The following is a 17,502-nucleotide window of genomic DNA, read 5'->3' as shown; positions in this document are numbered from 1 at the left end:
ATTGCTGGTTTCTTGTTATCATATTTGCACCGTAGAATTAAAACTCAAACTATGAAAACTCTTATTCTTTTTATCACCATGCTCCTCGGCTTTTCGGTAGCGGCACAAACAAAACCATTAAATGGTCAAATTTTAGAATCTAAGGTATTAACATCCAATATAGGTGTCACACTAAAAGCTGATTCTTTAGAAAAAATTGAAACTTTAAATGATGATGATGTTAGAGCCATATTTGAATCATCTAGCGCAAATCAAAGCATTTATTTTGAATTTATTTGTGAGAAAGACCAAGGAGATAATTACATAATAGAAAATTTCGCACTCAAAATTGAAGGTAATTCCAATGAACTTGACGTTTTTATGAGACGTTTTCAAAAAGCAAAAAAGACCATCATAAAATTTTATAATCAAAATCCATAAATCATGAAAAATATTCTAATTAATTTGAGTGTTCTTATTGCAATGCTCGTAATTTCAAACGTCTCTGCTCAAGACTTTCAAGGCATTGCCACCTACAAAACCCACCGAAAAGTCAGTATTAAAATGGATAGTACTAAAGTTACAAGTGCCATGGAAAAAGAAATGCAAGAAATGCTAAAAAAACAATTTCAAAAAACTTATAAACTGGCATTTAGTAAAGATATGTCCGTTTATAAAGAGGAAGAAACATTGGGTGCACCGCAAGCTGGCAGTGGTATGATGGTTAGTTCTTTTGATGGTGGAGGCAGTGACGCTTTATTTAAAGACACCAAAAGTTTAGTATTTACAAACCAAAAGGAAACCATGGGTAAAATATTTTTGATTCAAGACTCGCTGCCTAATTACAACTGGAAACTAGAAAATGAAACTAAAAATATAGGAGAATACACTTGCTTTAAAGCAACCTACACCCGTGAAATAGAAGTGCCTAAAAACAACAACTTAAGTTTTTCTGTAGTTGAAAGTGATGATGAACCAGAAATGACAACCAAAGAAATAGTAACAACAGCTTGGTACACACCACAAATTCCAGTTTCAAACGGACCTGGAAAATATCAGGGTCTACCTGGTCTAATTTTAGAAATCAACGATGGCTCTCAAACCATAATTTGCACGAGTATTGTTTTAAATCCAACAGACAAGCTGGAAATTAAAGCGCCAACAAAAGGTAAAAGGGTAAGCCAAACGGAATACAAAGTGTTAGTAGATAAACGACTTCAAGAAATGCAAGAACAAAATAGACCAGCAGGTAGAAGTGGCGGTGGGGAGCATATCGAGATTAGAATTGGTGGGTAACTTTAAGATATATTTAACTTGAGTAACTTTAACTTTAAGATTTTGTGCGCGTCTAAGTAAAGTTAATTAGTATACTTTTACTTTTAAATCAATATTTTATAAATGAAGACGCCAATCAAAATTACCCTAATCACTTTTTTAACACTGTTTTTATGTGCAACTCATGTTTCACTAGCTCAGGACTTTCAAGGAAGAGCAGTGTATCAAACCAAAACCACCATGGATATGGGAGATTGGGGTGGACGAGAAATGAGCGAACAACAACGCAAACAAATCATGGATCGCATGAAAAGTTTTCTTGAAAAAACATATGTGCTTACCTTCAACAAAACGGAATCCATTTATAAGGAAGACGAAAAGTTAGAAGCACCGGGTGCTGGTGGCGGCCGTGGTTGGGGTGGTGCTTTTGCCTCTAGTTTTACAGGTGGACCACAATATAAAAATGTGAAAGATCAACAATTGTTGCAGGAACAGGAATTTTTTGGCAAACAGTTTTTGGTGAAAGACGAGTTAAAAAAGCTCGACTGGAAAATGGGAACAGAAACCAAACAAATTGGTCAGTATTTGTGTTTTAAGGCAACAGCAACAAAAACAGTCGACGAATTTGATTGGAGAAGCATGAGAAGACGAAACAGTGATAACGATACTACCAAAGCAACGGATTCTACAAAAACCACCAATCCCTTAGAGGACATTGAAGTACCAAAAACCATTGAAGTCGTAGCTTGGTACACACCGCAAATACCAGTCAATCAAGGTCCTGGTGAATATTGGGGTTTGCCAGGTTTAATTTTGGAAGTGAATGCAGATAGAACAACCATTCTTTGTACAAAAATTGTTTTGAATCCAGCAGACAAAGAAGAAATTAAAATTCCTTCTAAAGGAAAAGAGATCACCCAAGAAGAATACAATAAAACCGTTAAGGAGAAAACTGAAGAAATGCGCGAAATGTACGGCGGAAGAAGTCGTGGCGGAAATCGTTTTTAGTCATTTTTGAACCTAGAAATCCATAATCATAAAATTATCAATTTAATAAAACCTTATGTGTTATTGATGATTTTTTTAAACCAACCAAATAAAAACCAAACCCAAAAAGATGAATAAATTTTTTGTACTACTAGTAATGTTAGTAGCTGGGCAATCTTTTGCTCAAATAAAAATGCAAGGCGTTGTAAAAGATAGTATCGGAAGCCCTTTAGAACTTGCAAATGTGATTGCCATCAATACCGAAACCAATACCTTAGATGCCTATGCCATTACTAACGACAAGGGTAGATATATAATGTCGCTCAATAAAAACGCCAAGTATAAAATTCAGGTAAGTTATTTAGGAATGAAAACGTCTGAGGAATCCGTTACAACGGTTGAAACCGATATCACTAAAGATTTCACCTTAAAAGACGATAATTTTTTAGATGCTATCGAGCTTACCTACGAAATGCCTGTTACCATAAGCGGCGATACCATCATCTACAATGCCGATTCTTTTAAAAGTGGTACCGAGCGAAAACTAGAGGATGTATTAAAAAAACTACCTGGAGTTGAAATTACAGCCGATGGCGAAATTGAAGTGGAAGGCGTTCGTGTTCAAAAATTAATGATCGATGGGAAAGACTTTTTTGATGGCGACACCAAATTAGGAGCGAAAAATATTCCTTCTAATGCGGTTGATAAAATTCAGGTTTTAAAGAATTATGCCGAAGTGGGTCAGTTGAGCGGCGTTCAAAATAACCAAGATAACATAGCTATCAATATCAAATTAAAAGAAGGCAAAAAGAACTTTTGGTTTGGTGATATTACAGCTGGTGGTGGCGTTTCTACCGAAAATGAATTGTATTTATTACAACCTAAATTGTTCTATTACAGCCCAAAATACAGCATCAATTTTATAGGCGATTTAAATAATATAGGCGAATTGGCACTTACCAATCGTGATATCCGAAACTTTTCAGGTGGATTTAGAAACCCAAGCCGTAGCAGTGGAACCAATATTAATTTAGGAAACAACAACCTTAATTTTAGTACCTTGCAAAATAATAGAGCCAAAGATTTACAAACCAAATTGGGCGCTGCTAACTTCACCTATGCGCCTAATGATAAATTAAATTTAAGCGGTTTCGCCATTTTTGCGAGTAGCCGTATCGATTTGCAAGAGAATAACGCTGTACTTTATACGGACGAAAGTTTAGGCATACCTGACGAAGTCACCGAAGCGAATACCCAACAAGCCAGCGATCAAGGGATTGTTAAATTAAGTGCTGTTTATAAACCAAATGCCAATAATCAATTAGATTATGATGTTTTAGGTAGAGTATCTAAAGAACAGGAAGAAAGAGGTTTATTTTCGTCGGTAATCGGTAATACCGATCAGTTTGAGGAGGCAACACCCTATAGTATCAATCAAAATTTGAATTACTATTATACTTTAAACGATAGAAATATTTTTGCTTTTGAAGCACAGCATTTAATACAAGACGAAGATCCGTTTTATAACGCCTTACTTGAAGATAAGAACGAATACGAAAACACCGCTAATGCTATTGGGTTAGACCCCAATCAAATTAATTATAACATCGGGCAAAACCGACGCGTAAAATCGAATCAGTTGGATGCCAAATTGGATTACTGGTATATTTTAAATGCCAAAAGCAATATCAATTTTACTTTAGGAACTATCTTGAGTCGTCAAGATTTTGATTCAGATATTTTTCAGTTTTTAGACAATGGTACCACCTTAACGCCAACTACAGTTATTAATGACGGTCTCAATACCAACGATACCCAGTACAATTTTAGCGATTTGTATTTAGGAGTCCATTATCAATTAAAAGCTGGAATTTTTACACTAACGCCAGGTTTTTCGGTACACGCCTATGGAAATAAAAACATTCAATTTGGCGAGCAATACAAAGATAATTTTTACCGACTTTTACCTGATTTTGATGCGCGAATTCAGCTCAAAAAGAGTGAACGTATCACCTTTAATTATAGCATGCAAAATCAGTTCACCGATGTTACCAATCTTGCGCGTGGTTTGGTGTTAAACAACTTCAACTCCTTATTTGCCGGTAATGCAGAGTTGGAAAATGCCCTCTCACACAATGTTCGATTAAATTATTTTAGCTTCAATTTATTTAACTATACCAATGTATTTGCTTTTTTAAATTACAGAAAAAGTATCGATCAAATTAGAAATCTTACCAATTTCGAAAGTGTGATCAGAACAAGTTCGCCGTTTAACTCAGCCTTTGCCGATGAATCATTTTCAGCGAGTGGTCGTTTTCAGCGTACTTTCGGTAAAATTAGAACAGGGGTCAATGGCTCATTTAATTACAGTAAGTTTAATCAATTTATCGGCAATCAGCGCTCGGTAAACGAAAGTTATATCCAAAATTATGGTGCTGAAATACGCAGCAATTTTAGAGAAGCACCAAATTTCACAGTGCGTTACAACTTTGTAATTGAACAAAACGACCAAGGTTCAAGACTAACAACTTTTTACACCAACGCACCCTCCGTAGAATTCGATGCTTTGATTTGGAAAGCCTTTACATTTAGAACCAATTACGCCTATAATAATGTACGTAATGCAAGTGGAGGTTCAAACTCATTCGAGTTCTGGGATGCTTCCTTAAACTATCGTAAGGACAAAGATTCAAAATTTGAATATGAAATCAAGGCAACCAACCTGCTAGATATTAAATCTCAAGTGAGAATTAATGCTAATGCATTTTCCGTAAGTGTGAATGAGTTTTTTATACAACCTAGGTTTGTAACCTTTAGATTTAGGTATAACCTTTAAACGAAAAAGCCTTTCAAATTTGAAAGGCTTTTTTATTTGATTTTAATTTTTTAAATTTTAAAAGCTGCTTTTATCTTATCAACAAAATCAAGCACTTCCCAAGTAAATAATTCAACTTCAAGAACAACGTCTTGTCCATTAGGTTGAGAAAACGTTTTGGTGACCTTCTCTGGCGTTCTACCCATGTGCCCGTATGCCGCGGTTTCGCTATACATCGGTTGACGCAGTTTTAAACGGTCTTCAATTGCAGCGGGTCGCATGTCAAACAATTGCGTTACTACCTCGGCTATTTCACTGTCGGTAATGTTGTACTCGCAGGTGCCGAAAGTGTTTACAAAGATATTCATGGGTTCAGCCACACCAATGGCATAACTTACTTGCACCAATACTTCACCGCATAATCCTGAAGCTACTAAGTTTTTGGCAATATGTCGTGTGGCATAAGCTGCACTGCGGTCTACTTTACTAGGATCTTTTCCTGAAAATGCGCCACCACCGTGTGCACCCTTTCCACCGTAAGTGTCCACAATAATTTTTCTACCTGTTAAGCCAGTATCGCCATGCGGACCGCCAATTACAAATTTACCTGTTGGATTGATATGATAGGTGATTGCATCATTAAATAAGGCTTGAATGTGTGTAGGTAATTTTGCAATAACTCTTGGAATAAGAATGGTTTTAATATCTTTTCTTATGGTTTCCAACATGGCACCTTCTTCATCAAAAGGGTCGTGTTGTGTTGAAATAACAATAGCATCTATACGCTGAGGTACATTATCATCGCTATATTCTATAGTTACTTGGCTTTTAGAATCAGGTCTTAGATAAGTGATGTCTTTATTATCACGTCGCAATGCGGCCAATTCTTTTAAAATTAAATGCGACAGCTCTAAGGCTAAAGGCATATAATTATCGGTTTCGTTGGTGGCATAGCCAAACATCATACCTTGATCGCCTGCACCTTGTTCTTCTTTAGTGGCTTTGTCTACACCGCGGTTAATATCCTCGGATTGCTCATGTATAGCAGATAAAACACCACACGAACTGCCGTCAAACATGTATTCGCTTTTAGTGTAGCCAATTTTATTGATGGTGTCTCTTGCAATTTTTTGAACGTCTAAATAGGTATTCGATTTTACCTCTCCAGCCAAGATAACTTGGCCAGTAGTTACGAGTGTTTCACAAGCAACTTTAGATTCTTTATCAAATGCTAAAAAATTATCGATAAGAGCGTCGCTAATTTGATCAGCAACTTTATCCGGATGACCTTCAGAAACACTTTCCGAAGTAAATAAATAAGACATACTTTCTTTTTTAATTTAGTTTAATCTTAGAAAAATTGTCGATAAAAAATTGCTAGAGAAGTGAATACTTACTGCTTTAGCATTTTTTTTTGAGGTTGCAATCAGACAAATTTTTCCTCCTTTTCTGAGGTCAAAAGTACATATAATATTATAATAATAAAATTTTTCGCCTAATACTTAAACATGTAAAAAAAAAGCCTTCAGAATTTTAACTCTGAAGGCCTAACAAAACAAGAATAATTAATAAAAATTAATTTTCATTTAATCTATAATCGGGATAAGCATTCATGCCATGTTCATGGGCATCTAATCCTTCTAATTCTTCTTTTTCAGAAACTCTTATTCCCATCGTTTTCTTTAAGACATATATTATGATCAAAGTTGAAATAATACAAATGGCAGCGTAAGACGCAACGCCAATTAACTGACTCACAAATTGATCAAATCCAGCTAAAGCGCCAAACAAACCAACCGCTAAAGTTCCCCAGATACCACAAATTAAATGAACAGCGATGGCTCCGACAGGATCATCTAATTTTAATTTATCTATAAAGGCAACACCCAGAACTATTAAAATTCCAGCAATACTTCCTATTAAAACAGCGTCGGTCGGACTCATTTGATCTGCACCAGCGGTTATACCTACCAATCCGCCAAGTATACCATTTAAGAACATGGTTAAATCAAGGTTTTTGTACAATGCCGTTGAAAATAATGCAGCTACCACACCACCAGCAGCAGCAGCAAGACAAGTAGTCACAAGTGTAAGCGACGTTAATCCAGGATCGGCTGATAATACAGAGCCACCGTTAAAACCAAACCAGCCTAACCAAAGTATTACAACTCCAGCAGTGGCAAGTGGAATGTTGTGTCCCGGAATAGCTTGAGCTTTTCCGTCTTTAAATTTTCCAATTCTAGAACCTAATAGGTAAACGGTAATTAAAGCGCCCCAGCCACCAACAGAATGTACTAAAGTAGACCCCGCAAAATCATAAAAGGGCGTAGTTAATTCACCTAAGAATCCGCCACCCCAATGCCATGAGCCTGCGATCGGATAGATAAAACCAACGTATATAATTACAAAAATCATAAAAGCGCCAATTTTCATGCGTTCAGCTACGGCTCCTGAAACTATGGTTGCGGCGGTAGCAGCAAACATACCTTGAAAGAGAAAGTCGGTCCAATAGGTATAGCCTTCGTTGTAGGCCAGGTCCAAGGCTCCTTCGGCTGTTAGAGGTGCATCTAAACCAACACCTGCAAAACCTAAAAACCCATTAAAATCGCCGGGATACATTAGATTGAAGCCTACTAAACAATAGAGTAGTAAGCCCATGGTGATAATAAACATATTTTTAAATAGTATGTTGATGGTGTTTTTCTGACGCGTAAGTCCAATTTCTAAAAATGCAAAACCTAAGTGCATAAAGAAGACGAGACCGGTACAGATCATCATCCATACATTATTGGTAGTTAATAATTCCATAGTGATAAATATTTTTTTGTTATTTTAAGGTGTTGCCGCCTTTTTCTCCAGTTCGTATTCTATAAACTTCTTCAACGGTCGAAACAAATATTTTTCCGTCGCCGACTTCACCAGTAGCGCCCGCTTTAAGGATCGCTTGAATAGTCGCCGTTTCAAAATCGTCGTTTACCACGATGGATAAATAGCGTCGTTGAATATCGCTGGTGCTGTAACTTATACCGCGATATACATGGCCTTCTTTTTCATTACCAAGTCCAGTCACGTCCCAATATGAAAAGAAGTTTACACCAATGTTGTGAAGTTCTTTTTTTACATCAGAAAATTTAGATTTTCGTATGATGGCTTCAATTTTTTTCATTTTATATGTTGTTTAGATAATTTGAATTAATGCGAGCATTTTAGGTTGCATGATTGCGTAATAATTTTTAGGTATTATAATTATGCAGATGATTTTGATTTGAAATGTAAATTGGTACCTGTAATATGATATTCTAATCAGCAAATAATAAACACCTTTCGCTAGTTTTGTGAAAGGTGTTTAAATTTATTAATGCAAATTTAATAATGGATATTCAAGCTTTTATTTTTATAAATTGATTCCAAAACTCAATTTGTAGAATGAATTATTAATACCTGGATTTTCATCAACAAAACCTACGCCACCGGCCAATCTCAAGAATCCTCTGCCTTTTAAATCTGTGAATTGAATATACGGTCCAAACCATTGGTAAACGTCTTCTTCACCCGATTCTGGGCCGCCATATAAATGTTCAAAATGCCCGCCTGCCGAGATAAAGTCGCTAAACTTGTACCCAATATTTAACCAATAGTGAATATAGCTTGCGGTGGTTGGACCTTCTGACCTTAATGGCAGGTAATAGCCAAAGTAAAGTTCACCTTCCATAGATTCTGAATCCAAGCCAACAACTAGGTTAGGAACAATACCATCGCCAAAAACACTGGCACCAGAAGTAAAACTTGACAATAAGTTACCCTTGGTAAATCCTAACTGTGGATTAATGTTAATGGCATCTGAAACATTAAAGTTTACACCTGCTCCAAATTCGGCCCAATTACCCCAGCCAGCACCTGTGCCTCCAGACCAAAAGATACCGTAAATTGTAAAATCAGTTTTCTCGTTTAAAGAATAGCTGCCTGTAACTAAAGGTGCGAAACCAAAGAAGGTGTCGGAAACTAAAGTTGCAGAAAATGATGTCTTGCTTTCCTCTTCTTGTGAAAACGACAAAGAAATGCTTAGCATAATAAAAGCTAATAATGTAATTTTTTTCATAATAAAAAATTTAGCGTTAGTTGAGGCCAAAACTATATATAAAATTTTTATACCCATAAAAAAATAGGGGTAGTTGAGTAATTATTATGATAATCTAATTTTATACCCATAAAAATTATGGGCGTGAAATTTTTATGGTTATTTTGTTTCAAATTTCACAATTTAATAAATGCCGAATTGGAAGTTATTTCGAAAAATTGATACACAAAGTGTACTTATTTTTTTGATTTGATGATGAAAATGAAGTCAATTGGATAATACACTGAAGATTTTCTATTATACATTTTTCAGTATATAGTACTTAAAATTGCAAATTTCATTTTTTACAAGCTTCATATTGGTAATTTGAGAAAAGTGTTCCTACGATGTAAGCTGATTTAAACCATCCTCCTATATTAGTATACCCTAAGGGTCTTTAATCCTTAAAAATTCAATGCATATGTTAAAAAAACAAGGACTTTATTTACCAGAATTTGAACACGAAAATTGTGGTGCTGGATTTATTTGTAGTTTGAAAGGCAATAAGTCGAATGCCATTATACACAAAGCACTTGAAATTCTTGAAAAACTTGAACATAGAGGCGCCGTAAGTAGCGATGGTAAAACGGGTGACGGTGCTGGAATTTTAATAGATATTCCACACGATTTTTTCATCAAAAACTGCAAATTCACCTTGCCTAAATTTGGGCAATATGCAGTGAGTAACCTGTTTTTACCTAAAAAAGAAAATCAGCGTATTTACTGCATTCATAAATTTGAGTCCTATGTTAAAAATCAAGGATTAATTGTTTTAGGATATAGAGATGTTCCAGTCGATACTTCAGTTATAGGTAAAATAGCTGCGGAAACGGAACCGTTTGTGAAGCAAGTATTTATTGGTAAAGGCGAAAAGAATCAATCAGATTTCGAATTCAATCTTAAATTATTCACCGCCAGAAAACAGGCTGAACACGATATTATCAATTCAAAATTATCAGAAAGCAGTCGATTTTATTTACCAAGCTTATCCACAAAAACCATTATCTATAAAGGTTTGTTGATTCCCGAAGACATCAAATTGTATTACACCGACTTGCAAGATCCTTCACTGGTAACAAGATTGGCTTTGGTGCATCAACGGTTTTCAACTAATACTTTCCCGACTTGGGATTTGGCACAACCATTTCGCTATATGTGCCACAACGGTGAAATCAATACGCTGCGTGGTAATGTGTCTCGAGTGCTTTCTAGACAAGAGCTTATGGAAAGCGATTGGTTTGGTGATGACATCAAAAGTATTTTCCCTATTATACTACCTGGGAAATCCGATTCTGCACAAATGGATATGATGGTTGAGTTACTTTTAATGACTGGTCGATCCTTACCCGAAGTTATGATGATGCTAGTGCCTGAAGCTTGGGAGAAAAACCCACACATGTCAGAAGCGAAGCGTGCATTTTACGAATATAATTCCTGTATTATGGAACCTTGGGACGGACCAGCATCAATTCCTTTTACAGATGGGAATTTTATTGGTGCTGTTTTGGATAGAAATGGTCTGCGACCGTCGCGCTATTCGGTAACAAAAGATGGTTACGTGATCATGTCGTCGGAAACTGGTGTGATAGATATCGATCCTAAAAATATTGAACAACACGGACGATTGGAACCTGGAAAAATGTTCTTGGTTGATATGAATCAAGGCAGAATTATAAACGATGAAGAAATTAAAACGGATATCGTTTCCAAACATCCCTACAAAAAATGGCTTGATAAAAATTTGGTGCATCTGGCAAATATACCCGCCAAAAAAGGTCCTATAAAGCATAAAGAAGACGCTCTAGCAAAACGCCAAATTGTTTTTGGTTACACCGAAGAAGATCTAAGTACGCTCATTCGTCCAATGGCACAACTCGGGAAAGAGCCCATCGGCTCTATGGGTAACGACACGCCTATTGCAGTACTTTCAGAAAAACCGCAATTAATTTACAATTACTTCAAACAATTGTTTGCGCAAGTAACCAATCCACCTTTAGATGGTATCCGAGAAAAATTAATAACCGATATCAGTCTTACCTTAGGTAGCGACACCAATATCTTTAAGATTAACGAAGATCAATGTAGAAAGCTAAAAATCCAGAACCCTGTGATCTCCAAGCATGATCTGGATAAAATAAAAAACTACACCGACAACCCTGATTTTGTGGTCACGACCATTCCTTTATTATATGAAGTTGACAAAGGTTTAAATGAATTGGAATTTGCACTCCAAAATATTGTAAAGCAAGCATCTAAAGCGATCGATGAGGGTGGAAACATCATCATTTTATCCGATAGAGGCGTGAATAAGAAATTGGCGCCTATTCCAGTGCTATTGGCTTGTTCTTATGTCAATCATGAATTATATAAAATTGGCAAACGCGCGAAGGTGAGTATTATTATTGAATCGGCCGAACCGCGTGAGGTGCATCATTTCGCCCTGCTTTTTGGCTACGGCGCCAGTGCGATTAATCCTTATATCGTAAACGAAATTGTTTACGAACAGGTAATCCATCAAGAAATTGAAGGTATTGATTATCTCACTGCCATAAAAAATTACAACAAGGCCATAGGAATGGGAATTCTTAAAGTGATGAACAAAATCGGTATTTCAACGCTTAATTCCTATCGTGGTGCACAACTATTCGAATGCGTTGGACTAAACAGTAAAGTTGTAAATGATTATTTCCCGAATACGGTTACAAGAATTCAAGGAATCGGTTTACGCGAGATAGAAAAAGAAATCTACAAACGTCATAAAAAAGCCTACAAGACTGGTGCTGTTGAAGCCGATTTAAATTTGGATTTTGGTGGACAATACAAATGGAGACGACATGGTGAAAAGCACAGCTTTAATCCTCTAACGGTTGCAAAATTACAAGAGGCTGTCCGCGGAAATAAACACAAAACCTTTCAGGAATATTCAAACTTGATAAACGAACAATCCAAACATTTAATGACCATTCGCGGCTTATTTGAGTTTACCAACTACGACCCCATTCCAATTGAAGAAGTGGAACCTTGGACAGAAATTGTTAAACGTTTCAAAACCGGCGCAATGTCCTACGGTTCGATAAGCAAAGAGGCACATGAAAATCTAGCAATTGCGATGAATCGTATTGGTGGTAAAAGTAACTCTGGGGAAGGCGGTGAAGACGAAGAACGCTATTACAAGGATTCAAGTGGTGATTGGAAAAATTCCGCCATCAAACAAGTCGCCTCAGGACGTTTTGGGGTCACTTCAAATTATTTAACCAATGCTTCCGAAATACAAATTAAAATGGCACAGGGTGCGAAGCCTGGTGAAGGTGGACAGTTGCCTGGTCCAAAAGTGAATCCAGATATTGCCAAAACACGAAATTCAACACCTTATGTAGGTCTTATTTCACCACCACCTCACCATGATATTTATTCAATTGAAGATTTATCGCAATTGATTTACGATTTAAAATCCGCCAATAGAACTGCAAGAATTAATGTAAAACTTGTTTCTGAAGTTGGTATTGGTACAGTTGCCGCAGGTGTAGCCAAAGCAAAAGGCGATGTTATTTTAATTTCAGGTCATGATGGCGGAACAGGTGCGTCGCCATTAACATCCTTAAAACATGCGGGCTTACCATGGGAACTTGGTTTGGCCGAAGCACAACAAACGCTAGTAATGAACAATCTGCGTTCGCGTGTGGTTTTGGAATGCGACGGTCAATTAAAAACGGGTCGCGACGTCGCTATTGCATGTTTGTTGGGCGCAGAGGAGTTTGGATTTGCTACAGCACCTTTAGTGGCTTCTGGTTGTATCATGATGCGTGTTTGTCATTTAAATACTTGCCCTGTTGGTATCGCTACTCAAAATCCTGAACTGCGTAAAAAATTCCAAGGGAAACCAGAACATGTGGTAAACTTTATGTATTTCGTAGCTCAGGAATTACGTGAAATCATGGCACAACTTGGTTTTAGAACCGTGAACGAGATGGTTGGTCAGGTAAAAAAATTGAATCGTAATAAAACCATTAAACATTACAAAGCTTTAGGTCTGGATTTATCGCCAATACTGCACCAAGTTGAGGTGCCAGAGCATACGGTATTCTACAATACAGAAAGTCAGGATCATCACTTAGAAAATGCCCTAGATTTTGATATTATACGAAAAGCACATCCAGCCTTATTCAGAAGAGAACGTACTGTTTTGGAATCTAAAATTACCAACAGAGACAGAGCATTCGGAGCGATTTTAAGTAATGAAATTTCTAAAATTTACGGCTCGCAAGGCCTGCCGGAAAATACCCTAAAAATCAATTTTACAGGTTCTGCAGGTCAAAGTTTTGGAGCTTTTGCTACCAAAGGGCTAACCTTGACCATTAATGGTAACTCCAACGACTATCTAGGAAAAGGCTTGTCAGGGGCAAAACTAATTGTAAAAGTACCTGAAGAAGCAACCATAATTCCAGAAGATAATGTCATTATTGGCAATGTAGCTTTTTATGGCGCTACTTCGGGTGAAGGTTATATTAATGGTAAAGCTGGTGAGCGTTTCTGTGTTAGAAATTCTGGTGCACTCACTGTCGTTGAAGGTATTGGCGACCATGGTTGTGAATATATGACTGGGGGTAGGGCTGTAATTCTTGGAGAAGTGGGTCGAAATTTTGGGGCTGGTATGAGCGGAGGAATTGCCTATGTGTATAATCCTAAAGGCACCTTCGAAACCCAATGTAATATTGAAGGCCTTAATCTTGAGCCAGTGGTGATTTCGGAAGATATTACAGAACTTAAAACCCTTGTCGAAAATCATTACAACGCTACTTTAAGTCCGCTAGCGCAAAGACTACTCGAAAACTGGCAAACAGAGTTACCGAAATTTATCAAGGTTTTACCAGAGGAATACAGACTGGCATTAACTAGATTGGAAGAAGAAAATAAAGTTAAGGTTTAACAATATGGGAAAGATAACAGGATTTTTAGAATACGAAAGAGCTGACGAACCTTATATAAAGGTCGAAAAACGCCTTAAAAATTATAAAGAATTCACGGTTCCTTTGGAAGAGAAAAAGATGAAGGAACAAGGTGCAAGATGTATGGACTGCGGCATTCCGTTTTGCCATAGTGGTTGTCCCTTAGGTAATCTCATTCCAGATTTTAATGATAAAGTTTACAAAGGAAGATGGAAGGAAGCCGCCGAAATTTTGCATGCTACCAACAATTTTCCGGAATTCACAGGCCGATTATGTCCTGCGCCATGCGAAGAAGCCTGTGTTTTGGGAATTAATGAAGATCCAGTTTCTATAGAAAATATTGAAAAAAATATTGTGGAAACTGCCTTTAAAGAAGGTTGGATCCAGCCAAATCCTCCAATTTCAAGAACCGATAAAAAAGTAGCAGTTATTGGATCGGGTCCAGCTGGATTAGCAGCAGCTCAACAATTGAACCGCGCTGGACATTCGGTAACGGTTTTTGAACGCGATGAAAAAGTTGGGGGTTTACTCCGCTATGGCATTCCCGATTTCAAAATGGAAAAGCAGGTTATAGACCGACGTTTAGATATCATGAAAGCCGAAGGAATTGAGTTTAAAACCAACGCACATGTGGGTCATAATTTAAGTGTTGAGACTATCAAAGCCGATTTTGATGCAGTCCTACTTTGCGGCGGCTCAACCGTACGACGCAATATCCCAATTAAGGGCAATCATTTAAAAGGCGTACATCAGGCAATGGATTTTTTAAAATTGAATAACCAATATGTAGATGGGTTAATTGATTTTGAAGCGGTGATTTCAGCAAAAGACAAAAATGTGATTGTAATTGGCGGTGGCGATACAGGTTCAGATTGTATTGGAACAAGTAACCGTCATGGCGCCAAATCAGTGGTTAATTTTGAAATTTTAAGCAAACCAACAACAGGTAGACCAGCAAACCAACCTTGGCCGTATTGGCCAATGAAGCTTAAAACAACTTCTTCACATCAAGAAGGTGTTGAGCGGTTTTTTAGTATTTCAACTAAAGAATTTATAGGCGATAAGAACGGCAATTTAATTGGGTTAAAAACGGTTGAGGTAGAATGGATTTTTGAAGAAGGTAAACGGCCAGAACTTAAGGAATTACCCAACACTGAAAAGCAATGGGATTGCGATCTGGTATTATTAGCATTAGGTTTTACCGGTGCCGAAAAAACCCTAGCGGAGCAATTCGGTATCGAAATGGATTTTAGAACAAACATAAAAGCGAGCACTGCAAACTACGCTACCAACGTTAAAGGTGTATTTGCAGCTGGCGACATGCGCCGCGGACAGTCACTTATTGTGTGGGCAATTTCCGAAGGCAGAGAAGCAGCCCATCATTTAGATGCCTACTTAATGGGACACTCAAATTTACCTGTAAAAGAAGAAGGCGATTTGCCAAGAATATAAAAGATAAGTTTTTTATTGGTTGTGAAATCCATTTTTCAATTCTTTAGTGAGAAGCGAAAAGTGGATTTTTTTTATAAAAATATCAGTCTTTTTACATCTCTTGAGTATACCATTAAAATCAATTTAAAGTACTGTAAAATAGATATATAGAAGCGTAATTCTTGAATTGAATTTAACAGAGTCACGCCGATTAGTAATTTAATGCGCAACATAAATTATAATTTCGAAGTTGAAAATCCAAAATCCAAGAATGGAATTAAATAAATACAGCAAAACAGTAACTCAAGACCCAACACAACCCGCAGCGCAAGCCATGCTGCACGCCATAGGATTATCCAAAGAAGATTTTTACAAACCTATTATAGGCATAGCCAGTACAGGTTACGAAGGAAATCCGTGCAATATGCATCTCAACGATTTGGCCAAACTGGTAAAAGAAGGCACAAAAAACGAAGATATAGTTGGTTTGATTTTCAACACTATAGGCGTAAGCGATGGCATTTCAATGGGAACTCCTGGCATGCGCTATTCCTTGCCATCTAGAGATATCATAGCAGATTCTATGGAAACTGTGGTTCAAGCCATGAGTTACGATGGTTTGATTACCGTGGTAGGTTGCGACAAAAATATGCCAGGTGCTTTAATGGCGATGATTCGCTTAAACAGACCAAGTATTTTGGTGTATGGTGGCACAATTGATTCTGGTTGCCACAACGGAAAAAAACTAGATGTTGTTTCCGCCTTTGAAGCTTGGGGAAGTAAAGTTGCTGGTACCATGTCCGAAACAGAATACCAAAGTATTGTTGAAAAAGCTTGTCCTGGCGCAGGTGCTTGTGGTGGCATGTACACTGCAAATACCATGGCTTCGGCAATAGAAGCTTTGGGTATGACCTTACCATTCAACTCCTCAAATCCAGCCTTAAGTGATGCAAAAAAGCAAGAATCCGTAAAAGCCGGTGAAGCTTTAAGAGTTTTACTAGAAAAGGATATTAAACCATCTGATATTATTACTAGAAAATCTCTTGAAAACGCTGTAAGATTGGTGACAATCCTAGGTGGTTCAACCAATGCGGTATTACACTTTTTGGCTATTGCCAGAGCGGCTCAAATAGAATTTACACTTAAAGATTTTCAAACCATTAGTGATAACACGCCATTCTTAGCCGATTTAAAACCGAGCGGAAAGTACTTGATGGAAGACGTACATGCAGTAGGTGGGATTCCAGCGGTATTAAAATATCTATTGAAAAAAGGTTTAATTCACGGTGATTGTTTAACAGTAACAGGAAAAACCATAGCTGAAAATCTACTAGATGTTCAAGATTTAACCGATGGTCAAGAGGTGATTAAACCAATTGAAAACCCAATCAAAATGAGTGGTCATCTACGAATGTTATTCGGAAACCTAGCCGAAGAGGGCAGCGTCGCCAAAATTACGGGTAAAGAGGGTTTGCAATTTAGAGGTAAGGCTAAAGTCTTTGAAAGCGAATACGAAGCCAATGATGGTATTCGAGACGGCAAAGTAGAAAAAGGCAATGTGGTGGTCATTCGATATGAAGGTCCAAAAGGTGGTCCGGGTATGCCAGAGATGCTTAAACCTACGGCAGCAATTATGGGTGCTGGTTTAGGTAACGAAGTTGCCTTGATTACTGATGGAAGATTTTCAGGTGGCACACACGGATTTGTAGTAGGTCATATAACACCTGAAGCCCAAGAAGGTGGCACAATAGCCTTAGTTAAGGATGGTGATTATATCACTATCAATGCAGAAACTAATACCATTCAACTAGAAGTTTCTGATGAAGAATTAAAACTTAGAAAGCAGCAATGGAAGGCACCAGAATTAAAATTCAAGCGCGGTGTTTTATATAAATATGCAAGAACTGTGTTATCGGCATCAAAAGGCTGTGTCACGGATGAATTTTAGAATC

The 17,502-nt window shown here is 37.2% G+C and carries 11 protein-coding genes; 7 read left to right on the top strand and 4 right to left on the bottom strand.

Annotation, left to right across the window (positions count from 1 at the left end):
* Positions 1–51 precede the first annotated feature (51 nt).
* The 4 genes from V7Z48_RS02185 to V7Z48_RS02170 all read left to right on the top strand — a co-directional run bounded on the left by V7Z48_RS02185 (position 52) and on the right by V7Z48_RS02170 (position 5,077).
* Positions 52–420 (top strand): hypothetical protein, encoded by a 369-nt coding sequence (locus tag V7Z48_RS02185; protein ID WP_334111752.1) that lies wholly within the window; start codon positions 52–54, stop codon positions 418–420.
* A 3-nt stretch (positions 421–423) separates the two neighbouring features.
* Positions 424–1,275 carry a GLPGLI family protein gene (locus tag V7Z48_RS02180; RefSeq protein WP_334111751.1) on the top strand — a complete coding sequence of 284 codons (852 nt, stop codon included), beginning with the start codon at positions 424–426 and terminating at the stop codon, positions 1,273–1,275.
* Positions 1,276–1,377: 102 nt separating this feature from the next.
* Positions 1,378–2,262, top strand: a complete 885-nt coding sequence (locus V7Z48_RS02175) for a GLPGLI family protein (RefSeq protein ID WP_334111750.1) — start codon at positions 1,378–1,380, stop codon at positions 2,260–2,262.
* Positions 2,263–2,371: 109 nt separating this feature from the next.
* The gene (locus V7Z48_RS02170; RefSeq protein WP_334111749.1) at positions 2,372–5,077 is read left to right on the top strand and encodes a TonB-dependent receptor; all 2,706 of its coding nucleotides are present in this window, start codon (positions 2,372–2,374) and stop codon (positions 5,075–5,077) included.
* Between the two features lie 50 nt (positions 5,078–5,127).
* Here V7Z48_RS02170 and metK read toward each other — a convergent pair whose 3' ends face one another.
* From metK to V7Z48_RS02150, 4 genes are all read right to left on the bottom strand, one after another.
* Positions 5,128–6,381 carry a methionine adenosyltransferase gene (gene metK, locus V7Z48_RS02165; protein ID WP_334111748.1) on the bottom strand — a complete coding sequence of 418 codons (1,254 nt, stop codon included), beginning with the start codon at positions 6,379–6,381 and terminating at the stop codon, positions 5,128–5,130.
* Between the two features lie 250 nt (positions 6,382–6,631).
* On the bottom strand, positions 6,632–7,864 hold the full coding sequence (locus V7Z48_RS02160; protein WP_334111747.1) for an ammonium transporter: 1,233 nt from the start codon (positions 7,862–7,864) through the stop codon (positions 6,632–6,634).
* Positions 7,865–7,883: 19 nt separating this feature from the next.
* On the bottom strand, positions 7,884–8,222 hold the full coding sequence (locus tag V7Z48_RS02155; RefSeq protein WP_334111746.1) for a P-II family nitrogen regulator: 339 nt from the start codon (positions 8,220–8,222) through the stop codon (positions 7,884–7,886).
* 228 nt (positions 8,223–8,450) lie between these two features.
* Positions 8,451–9,155, bottom strand: coding sequence for a DUF6733 family protein (locus V7Z48_RS02150; RefSeq protein ID WP_334111745.1), 705 nt, complete (start codon positions 9,153–9,155; stop codon positions 8,451–8,453).
* 439 nt (positions 9,156–9,594) lie between these two features.
* Between V7Z48_RS02150 and gltB the strand changes: the two genes are divergently transcribed.
* The 3 genes from gltB (at position 9,595) to ilvD (ending at position 17,498) form a co-directional block, all read left to right on the top strand.
* Positions 9,595–14,100, top strand: a complete 4,506-nt coding sequence (gene gltB, locus V7Z48_RS02145; protein ID WP_334111744.1) for a glutamate synthase large subunit — start codon at positions 9,595–9,597, stop codon at positions 14,098–14,100.
* A gap of 4 nt (positions 14,101–14,104) precedes the next feature.
* Complete coding sequence (locus tag V7Z48_RS02140; RefSeq protein ID WP_334111743.1) at positions 14,105–15,571, top strand: glutamate synthase subunit beta; 1,467 nt, start codon at positions 14,105–14,107, stop codon at positions 15,569–15,571.
* A 250-nt stretch (positions 15,572–15,821) separates the two neighbouring features.
* On the top strand, positions 15,822–17,498 hold the full coding sequence (gene ilvD, locus V7Z48_RS02135) for a dihydroxy-acid dehydratase (protein WP_334111742.1): 1,677 nt from the start codon (positions 15,822–15,824) through the stop codon (positions 17,496–17,498).
* Positions 17,499–17,502: the final 4 nt, after the last annotated feature.

The organism is Paucihalobacter sp., from assembly GCF_036825875.1.
Lineage (GTDB): Bacteria > Bacteroidota > Bacteroidia > Flavobacteriales > Flavobacteriaceae > Paucihalobacter.
Note: the sequence above shows the minus strand (reverse complement) of the source record. Positions and strands in the feature narration are given on the sequence as shown.